This is a genomic window from Chryseobacterium mulctrae, assembly GCF_006175945.1.
In the GTDB taxonomy this organism is placed as follows: domain Bacteria; phylum Bacteroidota; class Bacteroidia; order Flavobacteriales; family Weeksellaceae; genus Chryseobacterium; species Chryseobacterium mulctrae.
This window is the reverse complement of sequence record NZ_VAJL01000001.1, coordinates 578,051-600,973: the sequence shown is the minus strand read 5'-3', so window position 1 is coordinate 600,973 and position 22,923 is coordinate 578,051. Positions and strand designations below refer to the sequence as shown.

Here is a 22,923-nt window from a genome sequence, read left to right as displayed (position 1 = left end):
TATGTCTGAGTCTATTATTCGGCATTCGGAAATTCATTTTTTAAGAATAAAAATTATGTCAGAACAGATTATTTTAACCACAGGTGTATATGATTTAATAAAAGACCATTTAAGAAGAAAAAAAACAACGGCTGAAGAAGAGAAAGTACTTCTTGCGCAACTGAGAAATGCAAAACAGGTATTGCGTCGTGATTTACCAAAGGATATTGTAACGATCAACTGTGAAGTAAAAATAAAAGATTCTTCACATCCTCAAGCGCAAAAATTTACGATTGTTTCTGATGACAAGGCAAAAGTGAAGAAGGGAAAATATTCGGTATTATCTGATATTGCATTGGCCATTGTGGGAAATAAAGAAGGTGAAGTTATTGACTGGCCTTTTAAGGAGGGAGACAGAAAAATTGAAATCCTTAGTGTAGAACATATCAATTAATTGAAAAAAAATCATATTGAAAGCTCCCAATTTGGGAGCTTTTTTAGGTTTCGGCGGCACCTTCGGTGCCGCCGAAACCTAAAAAATACAATCACTCTTTTTTCAAAATACTTTTCGCAGAATCTGAAGCAATCACCAAACCTGCACCCAACATAATAATATCTTTTATAACCAGTCTTCCCACGCCAGATAAATAAGGAAAACCATGCTGACTTCCACCCAAATCCGGAACCCAGGTTTCTGGTGTTGTAATAAGAAAAGAAAGCGTGATTATCGACATTCCAGCTGTTAAAATTCCGCTTAAAACTCCAATTTTAGGATAGAAAATTCCTAAAAGCACCAAAATTCCGATGATGCAGATTACACTTCCTAAAGCATAAGAAAAAATATAAGTGCCGTTGGTTTTGTGCCATTGAATATTTTCAGGAATTACTTCACCTTCTTTATTTTTATGAAGTTTGTAATTATCAATATCGGAAACTTTTTTTTGAAGGAAAAAACTCATAAAAGGAGAATTCGCCACAAAAGGAATGATGCCTTCCGCTTCATATTGAAAAGCTTTGAGGCCTCCAATCCAAGCCATTACAATAAAAATGCTTATTCTTAAAAAGTGAATGAAGTTTTTCTGAGAATTTGCTAAAAGTTCCAACATAATTTATTTTTTCACAAAGTTATGCTGAACCAAAAGCCAATGAAATGGACGATTGTGGAAGTTATTTGTATAAATCTGCCACGATAGAGATTCCTGTTTCTTTTCTGAACTGTGTAGGTGAAATCCCCACATATTTTTTGAAATATTTGCTGAAATGGAATTCATCATTAAAATTGAGTTCCACAGCAATTTCTTTAATCGATTTCCGGGTAAGATGAATCTGTTTTTTGGCTTCAAGAATTACGCGTTCCTGAATAATCTGAGAAGGAGTTTTATTAAATTTAGATTTGATTTTCTTGCTTAAAGTATTTGAGGTTACATGCAGCAAATCCGCATAAAAAGAAAGGTTTTTTTCTAAAATAAAATGTTCTTCTACAAGATTTTGAAATGATTTCAGTTCATTAAAATCATCTTTGATAATTTCCTTATCTGGAAGCAATTTATTCTTTTCCCTGCTTGAAATAGCCAGAATTAACTGAAGATATGACTGCAAAACCGAATCCGAAAACTCTTCATGATAATCTACTTCTTGAATTTTTGAAAAATAATCTGAAATCTCCTGATAAACTTCTTCAGTTAACGAAAAATGCGGAAAAAGATAAATATTATTGAAAAGTAAACCGTTGCATGCGACTTCTTTTTTGTGAAACTCAATACAGTAAAAGTCACCGTGAAAATTTAAAACTTCAATTTCAATCTGTTCTTCATTTAAAATTTGAATATTCTGAAAAGGTGAAGAGAAAAATACAGTCTTTCCTGTAAAATTATATTCTGTAAAATCTACCATGATTTTTCCGTTTCCGCTAAACAGGAAAATATGATACATCGAATCACTGAGTATATTTTTAAAATGCTCTGAACTCTTTTTCTGAACGGAAAAAAATGTACTTTTCATATCCTAAAACTACAGAATTTTATTTTAAGATTTTTGAATCTCTACTGAGTATAATAAGCCGGAAATTCCCTCAAAATAGAATACAAATCCCGCCATTCAAAATATCTCGGACTTACACTTGAAACAATTTCAAAACCCTGATCTTTAAATAATTTCTTCGTTCGGGTCACATGAAAATATTGCGAAACAACGATGATGCTTTTAAACTTATATTTTTGTTGAAATTTCAAACTGTTTTCAACGGTCAATCTTGTGTTATTGCCGTAATTATCCACAAAAATTGCAGAGTCAGGAATTGCATTACTGATTAGAAATTCTTTCATTTTATCCCCTTCATAAAAACCTTCTTTACCTAAACCACCACTTACAAGAATTTTTTTAACACGATGATTTTTGTAGAGTTCAATTCCGGTTTCCAAACGTTTTTCAAGTCTTGCAGATAAAGTTCCGTCTTCGTTTACTTTATTTCCGAGGATGATGGCAATGTCTGCTTTTTCGCCGTTATCAGCCAATCCATCAGTTACGATATAAACGGTGTGGATTACAAACCAAGAAATGATTAAAACGACAATAAATTTTAAATATTTAATTAACTTCTTCATCAATCTGCAATTTTGAAGCTTTTTTCTTTTTCAATTTCTGCTTTCACCCAATCCAGTTGCGAATCTTTTTGATCAATAATATCCTGCATGCTTTGCTCAATTTTCACATCGGGAGTAACACCTTTTTTTGTATTTTCAAATGTGATATTAGGCTGTATTAAAAGCAATCCAATCGGTAAATCTATTTTAGAATTAGGGAGTTTTTGGTAAGAGTAAAATCCTGCAACTGTTCCGTCATTCGCACCGCCGGTTTCTTCGCCAACCAAGGTTACCCGTTTGTCAAATTTTAATTTAGAAGAAATAACAGATGATGCCGAAAAACTTCCGCCATTAATCAAAACATACACTTTTCCTTTGAAAGCATTTTCTTTAGGTTTTGTCGGTTTGTTTTCCTTCATTTTATAATAGGCAACGCCGTCTTTTCCTTTGTAAACATTCAAAGCCTGATAAAAGAAATAACCGGGATAAGCCAGACTTTTAAGAGTGTATTCTAACGGATTTGATTTTCTGAAATAGTTAGTTCTAAGCGGAGTTACTCTCGATGTAAGCTGAGAAGGTTTTATCAAAACAAACGGTTCAGGAGTGAGATAAGAATAGAGCTGATTGATTTCGTACAGCGAGCCGCCGTAGTTTTCACGAATGTCGATGATGAGATAAGAAGATTCTGCATTCTTAATCTTAGCAAAAGATTCTTTGTAAAATTTATCTGAAAATGTTCTCGAAAAACTTTTGATTTTCATGTAAGCAATGGTGCTGTCTTTATCTAAAAATTTTAAATTTCTATTGTAAGAATTTGTTGAAATAACATAATCGTTGATCTTTTTTTCGGGAGTCCGTTTTTTATCAAGCTTGTCTTTTTCAATCTCTTGCTTGTTTTTGCTTTCCCGTTTTAAGACCAGAGTTTGTTTTTTGTCATCGTAAAGAGTTTCAATTTTTGCGCTGTCCATTATTCCTTTTTCGGCAACAAAAAAGTTAAAGAAAACATCCTTAAGATAATAAGAATAAAAAGTGGTGTTGTAACCGTCACTGCTTATTAACTCACGGTATTTTTTTAGATAATTTGAAACAGGAACATCATTAATACTTAAAAGTTCAGTTCCGGGTTTAATGTTCTGAATAGAATCTTTATTTTCAATAAAATACAAATGATCATCTTCTACATGATATTCAAATCTTCCGAAGAGGCCTTTCTTGTTTTTTAAAGCTTTAATTTCTTTTTTTGAAAACCTTTTTGCCGGAATCTTCAATGATAAATGACCTTCGCGGATTTGGGCGATAACAGGTTGTAATTTAAAATAAAACTGAGTGGGAGTTAAAGGTTTGTTGATGGTCGACTTTAAACTGTCAAATTTAAAATCAAGTTCTTTTTTTGAAATATACCAGTTTAAATTTGGATGCATTTCCTGAAGTTTTTGATAGGCAAAATCTACATCCTGACGCAGTTTTTCAGGAGGAATTATGCTTAATCTCTGTTCGTTATACTTTTTTACTGAAGTACACGAAGCAAAACTTAACATCATTAAAGTGAATATAAAATATTTCAAAGTAAGTAGTTTTTTTAACAAACGAATTTAAAAACTTTTAAATATAATTAATGAAAAAAAAGTAAAATTCATTTTCGTGCGTCAATGATGAAAGAGTAGTAAACTTAAAGAAAGTTTTTTACATTTGAATTTCAAATTTTAATAATGATTTATTTAATTATATTGATCGCTGTACTTGTTGCGGCCACTTATTTTGTAATGTCTCAGGAAGTTTTTGGCGCAGCACCAAAAGGGAAACGTCTGGAAAAAATACTCAATTCTAAGAATTATAAGGATAAGCAGTTTCAGAATCAAAGTTTTACACCGCAGATTGCTGAAGGTTTTTCTATGCCAAAAGTAATGCTTGAGTTTTTATTTGGCAAAAAAGATCCGTTGCTGAAACCTTTACAGGCAATTCCTGCGATTCATACAGATTTAAATAAAATTTCTGAAGATGAAGATGTTTTCATTTGGATGGGCCATTCTTCTTATTTCATAAAAATTGACGGCGTTTCTTTCCTGATAGATCCTGTTTTAAGCACTTTTGGTTCACCTTTTAAGTTTTTCAATAAAGCTTTCGAGGGTTCAGATTTGTTCAAACCTCAGGATATTCCAAATATTGATTATCTGGTAATTACACATGACCATTATGATCATTTAGATTTCCCAACGGTAAAAGCGATCCGTGAGAAAATAGGAAAAGCAATTATGCCTTTGGGAGTGGGAGCTCACCTTGAAAGATGGGGATATTCTGAAGATCAGATTATTGAAGAAGATTGGGACGCAACTGTCGCTTTAAAAGATGGTTTTAAAATAACGTTTACTCCTGCAAGACATTTTTCGGGAAGAAAATTCCAAAGAAATACAACGTTGTGGACCTCTTATGTTCTCGAAACGCCTACGAAAAAGATATTTTTGGGTGGTGATAGTGGTTATGACACCCATTTTAAAACAATTGGTGAAAAATACGGACCATTTGATTTTGCAATCATGGAAAACGGACAGTACAATCCAGCTTGGAAATATATTCACGCTTTGCCGGAAGATGTCATTCAGGCAAGTTTAGATATTCAGGCAAAAAATATTATTCCTGTACATTCAGGGAAATTTGCTTTGGCTTTACATCCTTGGAATGAGCCACTACAAAAAGTGACGACGCTTGGAAAAGAGAAAAATTTACAGATTCTCACTCCAAAAATCGGCGAAAAAGTAGATTTAAACAATACATCGTATCATTTTCAGAATTGGTGGGAATAGTTTATTCGTGCCAAATTCCTTTATATCTTTTCGGATGATTTTCTAGCTGTTGTCTTACAAAATCGCATTCAGGGTCAATCATGAGATCTTTTTCTTCGGCAAAACTTACCAATCTATCTAAAAGAAGTTTGGCGTAACCATGACCTTCCAGATTTTCATCAATTTTGGTGTAATAAACATTGAGCAGTCTTCCATCAACGGAAATCGACATATAACCGACTTTTTTTCCATCAATTAATAACTGCAATTCATCTTGGTAAGGTGTAATTTCAAACTTTATACTTTCCATAATTTCTGATGCTTTTGGTGAAACTCTTCCTTAAAATTACAAATTTATATTTTAAAATGAGATTATTTTAAGAAAATGAAACTAATTTATAATGATTTAAATTAAATCTTCAATCAAATATTTTCTTGCAAATTGAGTGAAACTATAATTATAGATACAGAAATTTTATGAAGAAAGAGATTGGTTTCGATTGAATTTAATTATATACTATTTCAGAATTATTGATCTAAACAAATACGCTTGAACAAATAAAAAGTCGGACTTTTGTCGCTTGAAAATTTCATGCGGATGTTAAAAGAGAAAAATAAATTTATTGCAACGATTCTTGCTTTTGCAATGATTCCGATGTCAGGTTTGGCAACAGACATTTACCTGCCTTCAATGCCGAGTATGGCGACCGAACTTCATCAACCTGAAAGCAATATTCAGCTTACTTTATCGATATTTTTAATCAGTTATGGTTTGACGCAGTTTTTTGCGGGAAGTATTGTTGATTCTTTTGGAAGGTATAAAATTTCAATGGCTTCTTTGGCTCTGTTTGTTGTTTCTTTTCTGATTACCGCAACCACTCAGAATATTTTTGTAATCTATGCAATGCGTGTATTGCAGGGAATTTTGTCGGGATTTGCTGTAGTTTCCAAACGTGCTTTTTTTGTGGATGTTTATGAAGGTGATGAGCGGAAACATTATCTGAGCATTATGACGATTGTCTGGTCAGTCGGGCCGATTATTGCGCCTTTTATCGGAGGTTATTTGCAGAAAATCTTCGGATGGCAGTCTAATTTTTATGTTTTAGCTGGATATAGTTTGGTTCTTTTAATTCTTGAATTGATTTTTTCTGGTGAAACTTTAAAGAAGAGAAATCCTTTCAATGTTGAGTTCTTGCTGAAAGAATACGATTCGATGTTTAAAGCTAAAGATTTTTTCTATGGAATGGTCATGTGCGGAATCAGCTATTCGATGATTATGTTTTTTAATCTGTGTGGATCTTTCATCATCGAACATAAAATGGGTTATTCTGAAGTCATTGCGGGTTATGTTTCTTTAATTCTTGGATTTGCTTGGATGGCGGGTGGATTTTTAGGAAAAGCATTGATTAATAAAGCATTTCTGCCTAAAATTCGTTATGCTAACTTCATTCAATTATCTTTAATTGTTTTGATGTTTATTGCTTCTTATTTTTCAAATAATATTTACAGTCTGGTTGCTTTTGCATTCGTGATTCACGTAACTGCCGGATTTATTTTTAACAATTATTTCTCATATTGTATCGGAAGGTTCCCCAATTCTGCAGGACTTGCAGGCGGAATGACCGGTGGAGTAGTGTTTATCCTCACTTCTGCAATCAGTTACGGAATTGTAACACTCATTAGACCTCAGATTCAACTGGAAGTTGCGGAAGGATATTTTATAATGGGAGTTTTAGGACTGTTTATTTTAAGTATGATTAAATGGAGAAAGGCGCATGTTTGATTAATTAGGAATTAGGAATTAGGAATTAGGAATTAGGAATTAGTTTTTTGATAAATTTCAAATTTTGTACTAAGCAATATCAATAGGAGCGGGCTTTAGCCCGCTTTATTTTTGTAATATAACGATCGGCTTTAGCCAAAACTTAAAAATATTTCGCTATTACTACGCTTAAACTTCTTCGAGATGCCAAACTACACGCATATTTTTGTGTAGTTTGTGAAAAATATTAGCGCAATTCGTGTTTAACAAAACAAAAAAAGCTCCTTAAAAAAGGAGCTTTCAATTTATATTAAATTCGAAAATTAGATTCCGTCAATAATTTCATTTAAAACAGTACTTGGTCTCATTGCCTCATACGTTTTGTAAGTATCTGTTTTGAAGTAACCATCAATGTTTTGAGGCTTACCTTGAGCACCGATCAATTCAGCATTGATAACTTCTTCATTTTCCTGCATTGCTTCTGCAACCGGAGCAAATTGTTCAGCTAATTCAGCGTCTGCAGTTTGGTTTGCCAAAGCTTCTGCCCAATACATTGCCAAATAGAAGTGAGAACCTCTGTTATCGATTTGTCCAACTTTTCTTGCAGGAGATTTGTCAGTTGCTAAGAATTTAGCATTTGCTTCGTCTAATGCATCAGCAAGAACCTGAGATTTTGTATTTCCTTGAGTTTGTGCTAAATGCTCTAAAGAAGCCTGTAAAGCTAAGAATTCACCTAAAGAATCCCATCTCAAATACCCTTCTTCCAAGAATTGCTCAACGTGTTTTGGAGCAGAACCTCCAGCTCCTGTTTCGAATAAACCACCACCGTTCATCAATGGAACGATAGAAAGCATTTTTGCAGAAGTTCCAAGCTCAAGAATTGGGAAAAGGTCAGTTAAATAATCTCTCAATACGTTTCCTGAAACAGAAATAGTATCTTTTCCTTCTCTTGCTCTTTTCAACGTTTCCGTCATTGCGTCTTTTACATCAAGAATTTTAATGTCAAGTCCGTTTGTATCGTGATCAGCTAAATATTTTTCAACTTTTTTGATCATTTCTCTGTCGTGAGCTCTTCCTTTATCTAACCAGAAAATAGCCGGAGTATCAGAAAGTCTTGCTCTGTTTACTGCTAATTTTACCCAGTCTTGGATTGGAGCATCTTTAGTTTGACACATTCTGAAAATATCACCAGCTTCAACTTTCTGAGAAAGAAGAACGTTTCCGTTTTCGTCCTGAACTTCAACTGTTCCTTCAGCAGAAGCTTGGAAAGTTTTGTCGTGAGAACCATATTCTTCAGCTTTTTGAGCCATCAAACCAACGTTAGGAACAGAACCCATTGTTGTTGGGTCTAATTTTCCGTGCGCTTTCATATCATCAATAACTGATTGATAAAAACCTGCGTAAGAACGGTCTGGAATGATACAAACTGTATCTTCTTCATTTCCGTCTTTGTTCCACATTTTTCCTCCGCCTCTTACCAAAGCAGCCATAGAAGCATCAACGATAATATCAGAAGGAACGTGGAAATTGGTAATTCCTTTGTCAGAATTTACCATTGCCACTCTTGGTCCGTTTGCTAAAGCAGTTTCAATATCAGCTTTAATATCCGCTTCCTGAGCGTTTCCTTTAATTTTATCGAAAAGATCAGCCAAACCGTTGTTTGGATTTACATCTAAAGATCTAAATGTTTCAGCATATTTAATGAAAACATCTTTAAAGAAAGTCTCAACAATAGCTCCAAATACAATTGGATCTGAGATTTTCATCATCGTCGCTTTCAGGTGAGCAGAAAGAAGTACGTTTCTGTTTTTAGCTTCTTCGATAGCTTCCTGAACGAAAGATTTCAAAGAATTTAAATTCATTACAGAAGAATCGATTACTTCTCCAGCCTGAAGACCTGCGAAATCTTTTAATAAAGTTTCAGCACCGTCATTTCCTTTGAAAACGATCTTATATTTTGTAGCATTCTCTAGAGTAGTAGAAGTTTCAGTTCCGTAGAAATCTCCACTGTTCATGTGAGCAACGTCAGTTTTGCTGTCTGAAGCCCAGCTACCCATTCTGTGAGGGTTTGCTTTTGCGTAGTTTTTAACAGCTTTTGGAGCACGTCTGTCAGAATTTCCTTCCCTTAATACAGGGTTTACAGCACTTCCTAAAACTTTAGCATACTTAGCTTTGATCGCTTTTTCCTCATCATTTTTAGGTTCAGCAGGATAATTTGGAACTGCGAAACCTTTAGCTTGCAATTCAGCAATAGCAGCATCTAATTGAGGAGCCGAAGCTGAAATATTTGGTAATTTGATAATGTTTGCATCCGGTTGAGTTGCTAATTCTCCTAATTGAGCTAAAGCATCAACGATTTTCTGATCATCTTTCAAAAATTCTGGGAAGTTTGCTAAAATTCTTCCTGCCAAAGAAATATCCGGAACTGCGATCTCAATGTTTGCTGATTTTGTAAAAGCTTTTACAATCGGTAAAAACGAGTGTGTTGCCAACATTGGAGCTTCATCCGTAAGGGTGTAATAGATTTTTGATTTGTCTGACATTATACTGTTATTTATTATTTAAAATTTTAGTTTCACAAATTTAGTAATTATCATTGTTTTATTAGGAGTATTTGCATAAAAAAAGAGGCTTTTGCCTCTTTAAATTTATATCTGGGTGATTGTATATGCTCCAGTGCCGTCAAAATTTATATTAAATTCAATTTTATAATTTTTAGGAGTAGAATTAAGATTTGGAAAACTAATATTTGGTCCGTCTATATCAAAAAATCCATCATTTAGATTGTCTCCTAATATTTCACCTGCAATTCCCTGTGAAGCTAACTTTATATGAAATGTACCTCCATTACTTGTAGTTACACCGTACACATTTATAGTAAATTTTCCTGTAGAACTATTGTACGACGTTGATGTCGTTGGCATAGAACCAGAATAGGCTGAAAATTGAATTTCTGGTGTGAAATTAGTGAAGTTTACTTGCATTTGAGGACCGTTCTGAAACAAAAGCATCTGATAGAAACCATTTGAAGAAACATTAAAATCACTTCCGTTTGCAACGATTCCTCCATTAGAATTCGCACCATAAGTCTGCGCTCCGTTAGCTTGTGAAGCTATGAATTTTACTTGTGTATTGGCAGGGAGATATTTGTATCCAATCTTAGATGGTCCGTTACCTCTCAACAGTTCCGCTGTAGAAGCATTAAAAGAATTATATGATCCGTATGCATAAAGATTTGATGGTAGAGTATTACCTGTAGAACTTGATGATGTTGGCAAACTCAAAGTTCCTGAGTCGCTTACATTCAAAGTATAAGCTGTTCCATTCGGAGAAGTAAGTGTAATTCCTTGTCCAGCTCCAGTCACAACTGTTTTACTTACCTGAGAATAAGGCACACTCATTAATTGATTTACTCCAACATTTGTATAGTTAGAACCTCCCGCAGGATCCATTTCCACTTTTACAAATTTCGTGTTTGTTCCCCAGTTAATTCCTCCGAAAGTTCCTGTAGTAGCCGTTCCTTGTCCAATATTAAGATTAACTAAACCTTTAGAGTTGGTTGTTTTATTGTGAGTTTCTGTATATAAAACTGTTCCTGTAGCAGAATTTTCTAAAATACTAATCTTTAAAGCTACGTTTCCGTTGGCAATTGGAGCTCCAGAAGCGTTGAATGCAATTGTTTGGTAACTAAAAGCTTGTGGAACTTGTGCGCTTAATAATGTTGCTAAAAATAATCCTATAGATGTGTAAAGTTTTTTCATTTCAAATGGGTTTTTAAGGTTTTTTAATAATTTTAATAGGCTTGATGTCAGAATTTTTAAAAACAATCATGTAAATACCTTGAGGAAGATTTCTAAGGTCAATTTTGTCTGATTCTAATTTTGTTTTCAAAACAAGTTTTCCCGAAAGATCATAAATTTCGGCTCCTTCAATCTTTGATTTTGAGTTTAATTTAACGTAAACAAAATCAGCAGTAGGATTGGGGTAGATTTTTACATTGTCTTTTTCTAGTTCGGAAACTCCTAAAACTTGTAAAACTGATTGGTAAAGCATTCCCATTGTTCCTGAATTTGCTTTGTCGGGGTCAGTTGGGATTACATAAATTTCACCCACAGAATGGTTGAAGTTATCTGCAGAGACCGCTCCCGAATTAATGCCTCCAATCACAGATTGAGCAAAACCGAAAAACGGAACTACAAATAACAAAAGAGTAATTTTTTTTCTCATTGTTATTTATTTAAGAATGCTAATATAAAAAAAATCACTAATACGAGTATAATTTTTTTGTTTTCCACTTTAAGAATTATTTAACCTTTATTTCAAACAAAATCATCTAGAATTTAAATAAATTTGATGAAAATTATAAATTTATCAACAATGTCTACAATCACGTTTAAAGGAAACCCAATCAATACAATCGGAAATCTTCCAGAGGTAGGAAGAGAAGCTCAGGAATTTACAATGGTATCTTCAGATTTATCTGAAAAAAATCTTGCAGATTACACAGGAAAAAGAGTAGTATTAAATATATTCCCAAGCATCGATACGGGAATTTGTGCTGCTTCAGCAAGAAAGTTTAACGAAGAAGCTTCAAACCTTGACAATACAGTTGTGATTAATGTTTCAAGAGATTTGCCATTTGCATTATCAAGATTTTGTGCAGCTGAAGGTTTAAATAATGTTGAAACGTTATCAGATTTCAGAGGAAATTTCGGGGAAGATTATGGTGTAACGCTTTCAGATTCACCTTTAAAGGGTCTTTTGAGCAGAGCTGTTGTTGTTTTAGATGAAAAAGCTAAAGTAATTTATACAGAGCAAGTTCCTGAAATCGGACAAGAGCCTAATTACGAAGCTGCTATCGCATCTTTGAAATAAATGAAAATATTTCTCATCAATTTGAATCATTCTGTTATTTAATAGAATGATTTTTTTATTTTTGTACATCAACGCAATAACCAGCCATTGAAGAATAAATTTACCTCTTTTGCAATTATCTGTTTTCTCTTTTGTGGGAACACAGTTTTTAAAGCACAGGAATCTCTTGAGATTAATAATCTTAAAAGTCAGCTGAAATTGACTAAGTCTGACAAAGAACGAGCAAAGATTTTTGGAGATTTAGGTAATATCTATTCTCAGAATAAAAATGCAGACAGTGCAATTTCATATTCGAAGTTATCATTACCTATTTATTTAAAAAATAATAATATTGAGCAAATCGGTAGATCAAATTTGTTTATAGGTAATTTATTTCTTCAAAAGAATGATTTAGTTACAGGTGAAAAATATTTGTTAGAAGCAGAAAAGTATCTCCATAAAACCGAAAATTATGAAAAGAGAGCTTTACTCAATTTCCTGTTGGCCCGACTAAATGCTGTTAATAAAAAAAGTGATATTGCTACAAAATATTACAATGAAATTTTAAAGTATAATAAAGAAGGCAGAAAAATAGACAAAAATCTTGTGATGGAATCATACCAAGGTCTTTTTGCCAACAATTTTATAAAGCAGGAATATGCAGACAGCTATACAGCTTTGTATACTTACATCGATTTTGTTAAAAAAAACTATCCTGAAAATTTATATCCTGCATACAGAAGTGCAGGAACATTTTTCTTAACCAGTAGAGATAATAAAAAAGCGCTGGAATATTTCCAAAAAGGGTTGGATGTTTCCCAAAAGAGCCGTAATGATTTGCAGATAGCAGAAGCGAAAATTTTTATGGCTAATGTTTATTCTGAAATGAATCAACTGGAAGTAGCGAAAAAATATCTGAATGAGGCTAAAGCTTATTATGAATCTCATAATTTGAAAAACAGTTTACCTCTGGTTTATTACTATTTCTCGGATATCTATTCTAAAGAAAAAGATTTTGTAAAAGCTGAAGACTACGCTGCTAAAGTGATGAAATTGAGTGATGAAAATGATCCGATGTATCAGTATTACAAAAATCATGAAGGATTTATCGGGCTAAAGAAAATCATGGAAGACAGTCTTTCGCTAAAAAATAGTCCTTCAAGGCTTTCTGAATTGGAAATTAAAACCAAAGAACAGGTAAAAAATCTTGAGTATTTTACTCAATTGAAAATTTACGTTTCTCCAGAAATTTTCATACAAAATTATGAGGTATTGCATCGTGCTTATGCTTTTTTGGGTGATTACAATCGGTCTTATTCATATTTAAAAAAGATGTATGATAAGAAAGAAGAAACGTACGGAATCGACAAAATGAAGGCACTTTCTTCTGTACAATCTGAGACCGAACTTGCCAACGAAAGAACCCGTATAAAACTAGAAGAAGAAACCAAAAGAATTCAGCTTCAGAAAGAAATAGAATTAAAAGCGCTTCGTTTTGAATATGAAAAAAAACAGGCGGCTGCAAAAACTGAAGAAGAGAAAAAAAGATTGGCACTTGAAGAAGATTTAAAAAGAAAAGAAATTCAGATTAAATTTGATGAAGAGCAAAAAGCTGTAGCTTTAAAATATTCTCAGGAAAAAAATATTGCCAAAATCAATCAGGAGAAAAAAGATGCCATTGCAAAAGCAGATTTAGAAAGTTCTAAAACTCAAAAAAATATGTGGGCAATCGGAGCTGGTTTATCTTTGCTGTTATTAGGTTTTGCTGGGTTTTCCTATAATCAGAAGCGAAAAGACAACAAAAAAATTGCTGAAGAAAAACAAAAATCAGATGATTTACTGCTTAATATTCTTCCGTATGAAGTTGCTGAAGAGTTAAAAGAAAAAGGAAAAACCAACGCCAAACATTTTGATGAGGTTTCGGTTTTGTTTACAGATTTTGTCAACTTTACAGCAAATTCCGAAAGAATTGGTGTGCAGGAAGTTTTGAATGAACTTAATATTTGCTTCACCGAATTCGACAGAATCATGGAGAAATACAATTTAGAAAAGATAAAAACCATTGGTGATGCGTATTTGGCGGTGAGTGGATTGCCTGTTTCTAACGACCAACATGCAAAAAATGCAGTGAATGCAAGTTTGGAAATTCTTTCTTATATTCAGCAAAGAAAAAAAGAAAACCCGAATGCTTTAAATATTAGAATCGGAATTCATTCCGGACCGGTGATTGCGGGAATCGTGGGTGTGAAAAAATTCGCTTACGATATTTGGGGAGACACGGTAAATACGGCAGCAAGAATGGAGCAGAACAGTTCATCGGGAAGAGTAAATGTTTCTGAAGCAACCTATCAATTAATAAAAGAAGACTTTACTTTTGAGCATCGCGGAAAAATCGAAACCAAAGGTAAAGGCAAAATGGAGATGTATTTTGTTAATCAAATTTAATTTTATCAGAGTGAAAAAAAATCTACTCCTTACATTTATATTTTTCTTGTTAATCGGATTGCAAAATTTATGTTTTGCACAAAATTCTTTTGAAAAACCTAGAGTTTTTACTGAAAAGGAAATCAAAAACGGCGCATCTATTGATGAAGATAGTAAATTTTTTGCTGGTGATAATCCTGCTTTTGCTTTGCCACAATTTGATGATTCTTCATGGAAACATGTCAATTTTAATTCTAGAAAAGTTTATTCATGGAATCCTATGAATTATGCCTCTAAAAAAGATGCTAAAAAAGATCAGATTTATTGGGTTCGGTACTATTTTAAGATAGATTCTGCATCGGTCAATAAATCTTTATGTTTTAAAATTCAGCAACTCGGTGCTTCCGAAATTTACCTGAACGGTAAAAAGATTGAAAGCATTGGCAAAATAGGAGACGAAAAATCAAGAGAATTCAGGATTAAAAACAGAATACCAGAATTGTTTACTTTAGATAATACCAAAGTAAATGTTTTAGCAATAAGATTTTTACCGATTGTTGCGGGCAAAAAGAAGACGATTACTTTGGTACCTTTTGCCATCGGTGTAGAACTCGCCTCGGCTAACGAATTTATCAGAGACAAAACTGAAGAAGTGCAATATTTCAATTTTTACACCATGCTGATTTGCGGAATATTTGGTGCATTAGGATTTATTCATCTTTTGTTATTTATTTTTTACAGAAAAGCAATTTATAATCTGTATTTTTCTACGTACAATTTTTCGATTTCTTTGATGAGCTATATGGTCTTGCTCTTGTCAGAAATAAGAAATCCTTTAGATATCGACACTTACACGTTTTTTGCATTTCTTTCGGTAATGGCATTCGGTACTTCGCTTACAGGATTTGTCAATACATTATTTGGAAGAACCAAAAAAAGACTGAAAGTAATGTTGATTATTTCAGCTTGTATTTTTATTCTCTATTATTTCAGCGCGGCTTCTGCTGCTAGTTTTGCCTTTTTTTACCTTTGTTTTGTTGCTTTCGAATCTTTTTATTTGATTGTAAGAGCAATGATAAGAAAAGAAAAATCTGCTTTCATTGTAGGAGGAGGAGTTTTGGTATTCTTTCTTTTTATTGTGATGTCTATCGTTTTCATGTTTTTAAATAAACTGAATACCATTGATTTAGGAAATGTTTTCGGAGATGATTTCATGGGATATGTTTTAGGATTTATTTTCATAAGTTTTCCAATTTCGATCTCTGCTTATTTAGGTTGGCAATTTGCATCAACCAATTTAAGTTTGGTAAAACAGCTGGATGAAGTAAAGCGACTTTCTGATATTAATTTAAAACAGGAACAGGAAAAACAGCAGATTCTTCAGGATCAGAATGATTTGCTTGAGAAACAGGTTGACGAACGTACGTTTGAGTTGCAAAAAGAAAAACAGAAAACAGAAAATTTACTTCTCAATATTCTACCACATGAAGTAGCGGAAGAATTAAAAGAAAATGGAAGCTCTGAAGCCAAATATTATGACGAAGTCACTGTTTTATTTACCGATTTTGTTAATTTTACCCAGAGTTCAGAGAAAATGGGCGCAGAAAAAATGTTGGTTGAGCTGAACGAATGTTTTACTGCTTTCGATATGATCATGGAAAAACATGGTTTAGAGAAAATAAAAACCATTGGAGATGCTTATTTGGCGGTTTGCGGTTTACCCATGAAAAATGAATGTCACGCTTATCAAACAGTTTTGGTAGCTTTGGATATTATAGATTTTATTGAAGAAAGAAAGAAAACTCATCCTGATGTTTTAGATATCAGAATCGGGATTAATTCAGGTTCTTTGATTGCCGGAATTGTCGGGGTGAAAAAATTCGCTTACGATATTTGGGGCGATACAGTAAATACAGCCGCAAGAATGGAACAAAACAGCGAAAAAGGAAAAATAAATATCTCAGAATCAACCTATCAATTGGTAAAAGAAAAAATAACTTGCGAATACAGAGGTAAAATTCACACCAAAGGAAAAGGCGATATGGATATGTATTTTGCGATTGAAACTAAAAAAGATTGATAAATAATTTAAATTATTAGTCTAAACTCTGAAATCTTTGCTAAGTAGAGGCATTTGCGAACTTAAAAACAGGTAGTAGTTTTAAAACTTTGCGAACTTTGCATTAAAAGTAACATTAAAACAAATTAAAAAACATTTTCTATTTTAAATATGGAATACGAAAAATTAAATAAACTCATATTAAAAAGACTCAAGGAAAATCTTCCTGAGCACCTTTCCTATCACAGCGTGATGCACGTAAAAGATGTAATTGATTCTGTAGAAAAAATTGCAAAATCTGAAAACGTGAATGATGAAGACTTATTATTGCTAAAAACGGCAGCATTATTTCACGACACCGGATTTTTATACGGATCAAAAAATCATGAGGAAAAATCGTGCGAAATCGCTGAAGAATATCTTTCTGATTACGGCTATTCAGAATCACAGAGCGAGAAAATCAAAGGAATGATTATGGCGACAAAAATTCCGCAGACGCCACATAATCATTTAGAGCAAATTTTGGCAGATGCAGATTTAGATTATTTGGGAAGAGATGATTTTTTTGTGATCGGGGATAAATTATTTGAAGAACTTTCGATGTTTGGAATTGTCAATTCTGAGCGAGACTGGAATCTTTTACAGGAAAAATTCCTCGAAAGTCATCATTATTTCACAGAAACAGCCATCAACAGCAGAAATCAAAAAAAACAGGATAACCTGAATATTATTAAAACAAAACTAAAAAATAACTGATCACTTTATGAGCTCTGCTTCAACTAAACATGGCCCGCTTTTTACTCTTTCAGATATTATTTATCTCGTTTTAGGAGTTATTTCTGCGAGTTTTGCTTTAAAATCTTTTCTGGTTCCCAATCACTTTTTAGATGGTGGTGTTACCGGTGTTTCACTTTTACTTCACGAAGTTTACCATTGGAATCTCGGAGTAGTTCTATTGGTTTTAAACTTACCATTTATCATTCTGGCGTATTTCCAAATCGGAAAACACTTTGCGATCAGAAGTTTTTTAACGATTTTACTAATCATCATCACCATTTTTTTCGTCCCTTTTCCCGAAGTGACCCATGACAAATTATTGGTCGCTGTATTTGGCGGATTTTTCATGGGAATTGGAATCGGTTTATCTATGCGAGGTGGCGGAACTTTCGACGGAATGGAAGTTTTAGCCTTATTAACATTCAAAAAAAGCAGTTTTAGCATTACCGAAATTATTTTAGGAATGAATGTGATTATCTTTATCATCGCAACCGTTTTTCTTAAATTTGAAACCGCTTTGTATGCAATTATGACGTATCTCGTGGCTAGTCAGATTACCAAATATGTAATTGAAGGAATTGAAGCGTACACAGGCGTAACCATCGTTTCTGCAAACAGTGAAGAAATCAAAAAAGCTTTGGTTTTAACGATGAACAGAGGGATCACGGTGTACAAAGGCGAAAGAGGTTTTATGAAAGAATCTTTTGAACAAAGTGCCGATGCAGATATTATTTTTACCATTGTCACCAGACTAGAAGTTCGAAAACTACAGAATATCGTTCGTTCTATCGATCCGAAAGCATTTATTTTTACACAGACCGTAAGAGAACCTCAAGGCGGAATTGTAAAAGAAATTATAAAGCATTAAAATTTAAAACCTTGAGAATATTTTCAAGGTTTTTTTATTTAAAAATTAATCTAATGAAAGACATTGAAAAATATATATTTACCTCTCAAAGATTAGGATTCAGAAATTGGAGATCAACTGATATTGAAGATTTGTATGAAATAAATTCAGACAAAAGAGTGATGGAATTCTTTCCAGATGTTGCTACGAAAAAACAGACCGTTGATTTTGTTGAACGAATGCAAGCTCAATTTGCAAACAAAGGATTTTGCTATTTTGCGGTTGATAAGCTTGAAAATAATGAGTTTATTGGTTTCATTGGTCTTTCTGAGCAAACATTCGATTCTGAATTTACACCTTGTATAGATATTGGTTGGAGAATAAAATTCAGTGAATGGAATAAAGGATTTGCTACAGAAGGAGCGAAAAGATGCCTCGATTATGCCTTCAATGATTTAAACATTAAAAATATATATTCAGTCGCTCCGAAAGTAAATCTAAGATCTGAGCAAGTAATGCTAAAAATAGGATTAAAAAAACAATATGAATTTGAACATTCTTTACTGATGAACGATTCTCGTTTGAAAAAATGTGTTTTATATTAAATAGAAAAAAGTAATTAAAAATTAACAAAAAAGCCTTACGAATTAAATTCAGAAGGCTTTTTTGTTAATTTTAAACTTAAATTTAATTAAATGGTAAAAAGAATCGTAGCTAACATAAAAACTGAAGATTTATCTAAAGCTGATATATTTTATAATGATATTTTGGGTCTCGAAATATTGATGAATCATGGCTGGATCAAAACTTTTGGCAATCACGAGGGAGCAAAAGTTCAGATCAGTTTTGCAACTCAAGGTGGAAATGAGACCGAAGTTCCCGATTTTTCTATAGAAGTTGACAATGTCGATGAAATATATAATAAAATGAAAAATTCAGGATTTGAAATTACTTACAAATTGACCGATGAAGATTGGGGTGTCCGAAGATTCTTTGTGATAGACCCGTTCGGAAAACTTGTTAATATTCTTTCACATCAATAAGTTTAATATCATTCGATTGATTTTAATAAATTAAAAATCTTTTCGTTAAAACATAAAAATGTTAAAGCCTTATGTATTTCAATTGTAAGGCTTTAATTTTGCCTATCAACTATCAACTATCAACTATCAACTATCAACTATCAACTATCAACTATCAACCAACCATAACAAATGAAACGTTCCGGAACCGCAACTTTACCACTTCACTACGGAAAAGTACCGCCTTGGCTTTATGAAAGAATGGCAGTACTTGGGCTTTCTATTGTTGAAGTAATGCTTGCAGATTACGGAAAAAATGAAGTTCTTCGAAGATTGGCAGATCCTTTTTGGTTTCAAAGTTTTGGTGCGGTCATGGGAATGGATTGGCATTCTTCAGGAATCACAACTTCGGTAATGGGAGCTTTAAAACGCAGCATCAACCCAAATTCCAAAGAGCTCGGAATTTATATTTGTGGCGGAAAAGGAAAGCTTTCCAAAGAGACACCAAACGAACTTCTCGTTATTGCCGATAAAACCGGATTAGATGGAAACGAATTAGTTCGTGCCAGTAAACTTTCAGCAAAAGTTGATAATACGGCGATTCAGGATGGTTATCAGTTATATCTTCACAATTTTATTTTGTCAGATGAAGGAAATTGGGCAGTTGTACAACAGGGAATGAATGATTCTGATGGTACAGCGCGCCGCTACCATTGGCATTCTGAAAATATGAAATCTTTTGTAGATGAACCTCACAAAGGAATTCAGGGAATCAACCGTGGAAATATTCTGAATCTTACAGCAAATGAAGCTAAGGAAAACCGCAAAGGAATTTTAGAAATCTCTCATACGAATTCTGAAAAAATCATGCAGGATTTTGCCAATCTCATTCTGCCGGCTCATCATGATGTTCGTGCTTCAGATGTAGATTTGAAGAAATTGGGTACACTTTTGTATATGACAAGAGAAAACCAGCCTGAAAATTTTGAAGAATTGCTTTTAATGAAAGGAGTGGGACCACGAACTTTACAGGGTCTTGCTTTGGTGAGCGAAGTCATTCATGGTGCACCGTCAAGATTCAGAGATCCTGCGAGATTTTCTTTTGCACACGGCGGAAAAGACGGGCATCCTTTTCCCGTTCCTATTAATGTTTATGATGAAACGATTTCCATTTTACAAAAAGGAATCGAAAGATCTAAATTGGGAAACTCCGATAAGCTGCAATCGATCAATAAACTTCACACGATTATTGCAGAAGCTGAGAAAAATTTCACTCCGGATTTTGATATTAATGAAGTCATTGAGGAAGAACGCCAAAATTCATGGAGATTTGGTGGGAAAACAGTATTCGGTGATGCAGAAAAGCCATCAAAACCTAAACCGATTCAACTCTCTTTGTTTTAAACTTGTGAATTTTAGTTTTTAGTCGGAATTTCCCGTCTTGAATTTTTGGTTCTTTTGTTTCAAGACAAAAGAACTAATGATAATTTATACAAAATATTTCACTTTTAATTCCAATAAAAATTTTAATTTTAAAATCTCAAAATATTAATTGGATGACCAGCAAAGCCTTCGACGTTTATCGTGATTTTCCTTTTTTCTTTCAAGAAGAACTTGATGAAATTATTCAGGCGCACGAAAAAGTAGTTTTCCAAAAAGGAGAAGCTATTCTTCAGGAAGGCAAAATGGCCAATGAATATTATATTTTAGAAAAAGGTTTGGCGCGTTCTTTTGTTAATGATTTCAACGGGAATGATGTGACAATAAACTTTTTTACAGAAAACGAAATTATCATCGATGTTTCTTCTCTGTTTCAAAGAATTCCAACTCAGGAAAATATGGTCTGCATTACAGATTGCGAATGTTGGAAGCTTGATTTTGATGTTTTTCAGGAGTTGTTTCATAAAATTCCGAACCTCAGAGAATGGGGAAGAGCATGGATGTCTCAACAACTTTTTTTATACAAACAGCGTTCGGTAGAGATGTTTACACTTTCTGCAACCAAACGTTATCTTCATCTTTTAGAGCAAAAATCTCAGGTGATACAATTTGCACCTTTAAAACAAATTGCTTCTTATCTGGGAATTACAGACACTTCATTAAGCAGAATCCGCAAAGAAATAGTATCTCATCCGAAGAAAAATTAAATCTTGTCTTATGGCAAGTTGATTTTCGCAATGACTTGGTAATTTTGGTTAAAAGTTTAACATCAAAAATTACAAAATGGAAATCAATCAAATTTACGTAAACCTTCCTGTAAAAAATGTTCAGAAAACGAGAGAATTCTGGACAAAACTGGGTTTTTCGATCAACGAACAATTTTCTGATGAAAAAGCAATCTGTGTAATCATGAAACAAGATCATATTTACACCATGTTTTTAAAAGAAGAGTTTTTCCAAACTTTCACAGACAGACCTGTTGCAAAAGGAGATACCACTCAAACGCTTCTTGCAATTGGCGTAAACAGTCGTGAAGAAGTTGATGAAATGGTGAAAACTGCTACGGAAAATGGAGGTTCCAAATACAGTGAACCAAGAGATTATGGCTGGATGTATCAGAAAACTTTTTCAGATTTAGACGGTCATCAATGGGAAGTACTTTTTTCAGATATGTCCCAGCTTCCTGCGGATTTTTAAATCCTCATATTTTAACCTAAAAAAAATTAAAAAAATGAAAGTCAATCAGATTTACGTGAATCTTCCCGTGAAAGATATTCAGAAAACAAAAGAGTTTTGGACTAAAGTCGGATTCTCCATCAACGAACAGTTTTCAGACGATAAAGCAGTTTGTGTGGTGATGAATGATAATATCTATGTGATGTTTTTAACGGAAGAATATTTTCAGACTTTTTCAGAAAGACCGGTTCCGAAAGGCGATACTACACAAGTTTTGGTTGCAATCGGTTTAAATAGCCGTGAAGAAGTTGATCAGGTTGTTAATGCTGCCGTAGCGAATGGAGCTTATCAACATGAAGAACCACAAGATTACGGATGGATGTATCAAAATTCTTTTTGGGACATCAACGGGCATGGTTGGAATGTCACTTTTGCAGATATGTCGCAAATGTCAACTGAGTAATTGAGGCTCTCGCAGATTTAGCTGATACCGAAGATTTTAAAGTGAAAAATCTGCGATAAAAATAATAATAAACCCACAAATGGTCTTCAAATATTCACAATCATCCGTGAAAATCTGAGAAATCCGTGGGTAAAAAAAAATCAAAATTATGGATACACCAAAATCATCAAAATTAGAAATTATAATTCCTGCATTTCGAGGACACAGTCAGAGTTTTCTGATGGTTCTTGATGGAATTTCAGAAGAAGACGCTCTGAAAAGAATTGAAGGCAGAACAAACCACATCGTTTGGATGGTTGGCAATTTTCTCGATATGCGTTATGCAATGGGAAGCGTACTCGGTTTAAATGAAGAATTTGAATTTAAAGATTTTTTCTTTCAGGGAAAAGCATTAGATGCAAACTTAGAATATCCATCTTTACAGCAATTGAAAGATTCTTTTCATAAAATTTCACCTCTTGTTTATCAGAAATTATTGGAAGCTTCAGACGAAGATTTAGCAAAAGCTTTTCCGATGGGAATGAATATCGAATTTTTCCCTGAAAACGTGCTCAATTTCGTTGGAATGTGCATCGGTCGTGAAGATTATCTCTGCGGACAGATCGGATTGATGCGTAGAATTCTCAATTATGAAGGAATGAAATACGACTTTGATGAGAATATGAAGTATTAAAATCAAATGTAGATTTAAATATATTTAAAACAGATTCTTCACTGCACTTCGTTTCGTTCAGAATGACAAAACGTATAAAAATATA

General features: G+C 33.3%; 23 protein-coding genes. 15 read left to right on the top strand and 8 right to left on the bottom strand.

The window, feature by feature from the left end:
* Window positions 1-55 precede the first annotated feature (55 nt).
* Entirely contained in the window at window positions 56-433 is a 378-nt protein-coding gene (locus tag FDY99_RS02605; RefSeq protein ID WP_139418935.1) for a GreA/GreB family elongation factor, read from the top strand.
* 91 nt (window positions 434-524) lie between these two features.
* On the opposite strand, the gene FDY99_RS02600 is transcribed toward FDY99_RS02605, so the two are convergent.
* From FDY99_RS02600 to FDY99_RS02585, 4 genes are all read right to left on the bottom strand, one after another.
* Entirely contained in the window at window positions 525-1,085 is a 561-nt protein-coding gene (locus tag FDY99_RS02600) for a DUF417 family protein (RefSeq protein WP_139418934.1), read from the bottom strand.
* Between the two features lie 61 nt (window positions 1,086-1,146).
* Window positions 1,147-1,980, bottom strand: a complete 834-nt coding sequence (locus tag FDY99_RS02595; protein WP_139418933.1) for a helix-turn-helix domain-containing protein — start codon at window positions 1,978-1,980, stop codon at window positions 1,147-1,149.
* Between the two features lie 41 nt (window positions 1,981-2,021).
* Entirely contained in the window at window positions 2,022-2,582 is a 561-nt protein-coding gene (locus FDY99_RS02590) for a YdcF family protein (RefSeq protein WP_139418932.1), read from the bottom strand.
* The gene (locus FDY99_RS02585; RefSeq protein WP_228448726.1) at window positions 2,582-4,126 is read right to left on the bottom strand and encodes a S41 family peptidase; all 1,545 of its coding nucleotides are present in this window, start codon (window positions 4,124-4,126) and stop codon (window positions 2,582-2,584) included. The genes FDY99_RS02590 and FDY99_RS02585 overlap by 1 nt, the downstream gene beginning before the upstream one ends.
* A 144-nt stretch (window positions 4,127-4,270) precedes the next feature.
* Here FDY99_RS02585 and FDY99_RS02580 point away from each other — a divergent pair, with 144 nt between their 5' ends.
* The gene (locus tag FDY99_RS02580) at window positions 4,271-5,362 is read left to right on the top strand and encodes an MBL fold metallo-hydrolase (protein WP_139418931.1); all 1,092 of its coding nucleotides are present in this window, start codon (window positions 4,271-4,273) and stop codon (window positions 5,360-5,362) included.
* Between the two features lies 1 nt (window position 5,363).
* Here FDY99_RS02580 and FDY99_RS02575 read toward each other — a convergent pair whose 3' ends face one another.
* Window positions 5,364-5,651, bottom strand: a complete 288-nt coding sequence (locus FDY99_RS02575; RefSeq protein ID WP_074228026.1) for a GNAT family N-acetyltransferase — start codon at window positions 5,649-5,651, stop codon at window positions 5,364-5,366.
* Window positions 5,652-5,939: 288 nt separating this feature from the next.
* On the opposite strand from FDY99_RS02575, the gene FDY99_RS02570 reads away from it, so the two are divergent.
* The gene (locus FDY99_RS02570) at window positions 5,940-7,124 is read left to right on the top strand and encodes an MFS transporter (protein WP_228448725.1); all 1,185 of its coding nucleotides are present in this window, start codon (window positions 5,940-5,942) and stop codon (window positions 7,122-7,124) included.
* Window positions 7,125-7,426: 302 nt separating this feature from the next.
* Here the strand turns inward: FDY99_RS02570 and FDY99_RS02565 are convergent, their stop codons facing one another.
* The 3 genes from FDY99_RS02565 to FDY99_RS02555 all read right to left on the bottom strand — a co-directional run bounded on the left by FDY99_RS02565 (window position 7,427) and on the right by FDY99_RS02555 (window position 11,330).
* Complete coding sequence (locus FDY99_RS02565; protein ID WP_139418929.1) at window positions 7,427-9,646, bottom strand: NADP-dependent isocitrate dehydrogenase; 2,220 nt, start codon at window positions 9,644-9,646, stop codon at window positions 7,427-7,429.
* Window positions 9,647-9,751: 105 nt separating this feature from the next.
* The gene (locus FDY99_RS02560; protein WP_139418928.1) at window positions 9,752-10,864 is read right to left on the bottom strand and encodes a cadherin repeat domain-containing protein; all 1,113 of its coding nucleotides are present in this window, start codon (window positions 10,862-10,864) and stop codon (window positions 9,752-9,754) included.
* A 13-nt stretch (window positions 10,865-10,877) separates the two neighbouring features.
* Window positions 10,878-11,330: a T9SS type A sorting domain-containing protein gene (locus tag FDY99_RS02555; protein WP_102979889.1), complete on the bottom strand. Its 453-nt coding sequence runs from the start codon at window positions 11,328-11,330 to the stop codon at window positions 10,878-10,880.
* A gap of 150 nt (window positions 11,331-11,480) precedes the next feature.
* On the opposite strand from FDY99_RS02555, the gene tpx reads away from it, so the two are divergent.
* The 12 genes from tpx to FDY99_RS02495 all read left to right on the top strand — a co-directional run bounded on the left by tpx (window position 11,481) and on the right by FDY99_RS02495 (window position 22,838).
* Window positions 11,481-11,978 carry a thiol peroxidase gene (gene tpx, locus FDY99_RS02550; RefSeq protein ID WP_074228029.1) on the top strand — a complete coding sequence of 166 codons (498 nt, stop codon included), beginning with the start codon at window positions 11,481-11,483 and terminating at the stop codon, window positions 11,976-11,978.
* A gap of 87 nt (window positions 11,979-12,065) precedes the next feature.
* Window positions 12,066-14,402 (top strand): adenylate/guanylate cyclase domain-containing protein, encoded by a 2,337-nt coding sequence (locus FDY99_RS02545; protein ID WP_139418927.1) that lies wholly within the window; start codon window positions 12,066-12,068, stop codon window positions 14,400-14,402.
* Window positions 14,403-14,412: 10 nt separating this feature from the next.
* On the top strand, window positions 14,413-16,461 hold the full coding sequence (locus tag FDY99_RS02540) for an adenylate/guanylate cyclase domain-containing protein (RefSeq protein WP_139418926.1): 2,049 nt from the start codon (window positions 14,413-14,415) through the stop codon (window positions 16,459-16,461).
* Between the two features lie 150 nt (window positions 16,462-16,611).
* Window positions 16,612-17,196 carry an HD domain-containing protein gene (locus tag FDY99_RS02535; protein WP_139418925.1) on the top strand — a complete coding sequence of 195 codons (585 nt, stop codon included), beginning with the start codon at window positions 16,612-16,614 and terminating at the stop codon, window positions 17,194-17,196.
* A gap of 7 nt (window positions 17,197-17,203) precedes the next feature.
* Window positions 17,204-18,085 carry a YitT family protein gene (locus FDY99_RS02530; protein WP_074228032.1) on the top strand — a complete coding sequence of 294 codons (882 nt, stop codon included), beginning with the start codon at window positions 17,204-17,206 and terminating at the stop codon, window positions 18,083-18,085.
* A gap of 53 nt (window positions 18,086-18,138) precedes the next feature.
* Window positions 18,139-18,669, top strand: a complete 531-nt coding sequence (locus FDY99_RS02525; protein WP_139418924.1) for a GNAT family N-acetyltransferase — start codon at window positions 18,139-18,141, stop codon at window positions 18,667-18,669.
* Window positions 18,670-18,759: 90 nt separating this feature from the next.
* Window positions 18,760-19,107, top strand: coding sequence for a VOC family protein (locus FDY99_RS02520; RefSeq protein ID WP_139418923.1), 348 nt, complete (start codon window positions 18,760-18,762; stop codon window positions 19,105-19,107).
* Between the two features lie 171 nt (window positions 19,108-19,278).
* On the top strand, window positions 19,279-20,490 hold the full coding sequence (locus FDY99_RS02515) for a DUF763 domain-containing protein (protein ID WP_139418922.1): 1,212 nt from the start codon (window positions 19,279-19,281) through the stop codon (window positions 20,488-20,490).
* 152 nt (window positions 20,491-20,642) lie between these two features.
* A complete protein-coding gene (locus FDY99_RS02510) occupies window positions 20,643-21,233 on the top strand; it encodes a Crp/Fnr family transcriptional regulator (RefSeq protein WP_139418921.1) in 591 nt (196 codons plus the stop codon).
* Between the two features lie 76 nt (window positions 21,234-21,309).
* Window positions 21,310-21,723, top strand: a complete 414-nt coding sequence (locus tag FDY99_RS02505; protein ID WP_139418920.1) for a VOC family protein — start codon at window positions 21,310-21,312, stop codon at window positions 21,721-21,723.
* A 34-nt stretch (window positions 21,724-21,757) separates the two neighbouring features.
* Window positions 21,758-22,165: a VOC family protein gene (locus tag FDY99_RS02500; RefSeq protein WP_139418919.1), complete on the top strand. Its 408-nt coding sequence runs from the start codon at window positions 21,758-21,760 to the stop codon at window positions 22,163-22,165.
* Window positions 22,166-22,313: 148 nt separating this feature from the next.
* On the top strand, window positions 22,314-22,838 hold the full coding sequence (locus FDY99_RS02495; protein WP_139418918.1) for a DinB family protein: 525 nt from the start codon (window positions 22,314-22,316) through the stop codon (window positions 22,836-22,838).
* Window positions 22,839-22,923: the final 85 nt, after the last annotated feature.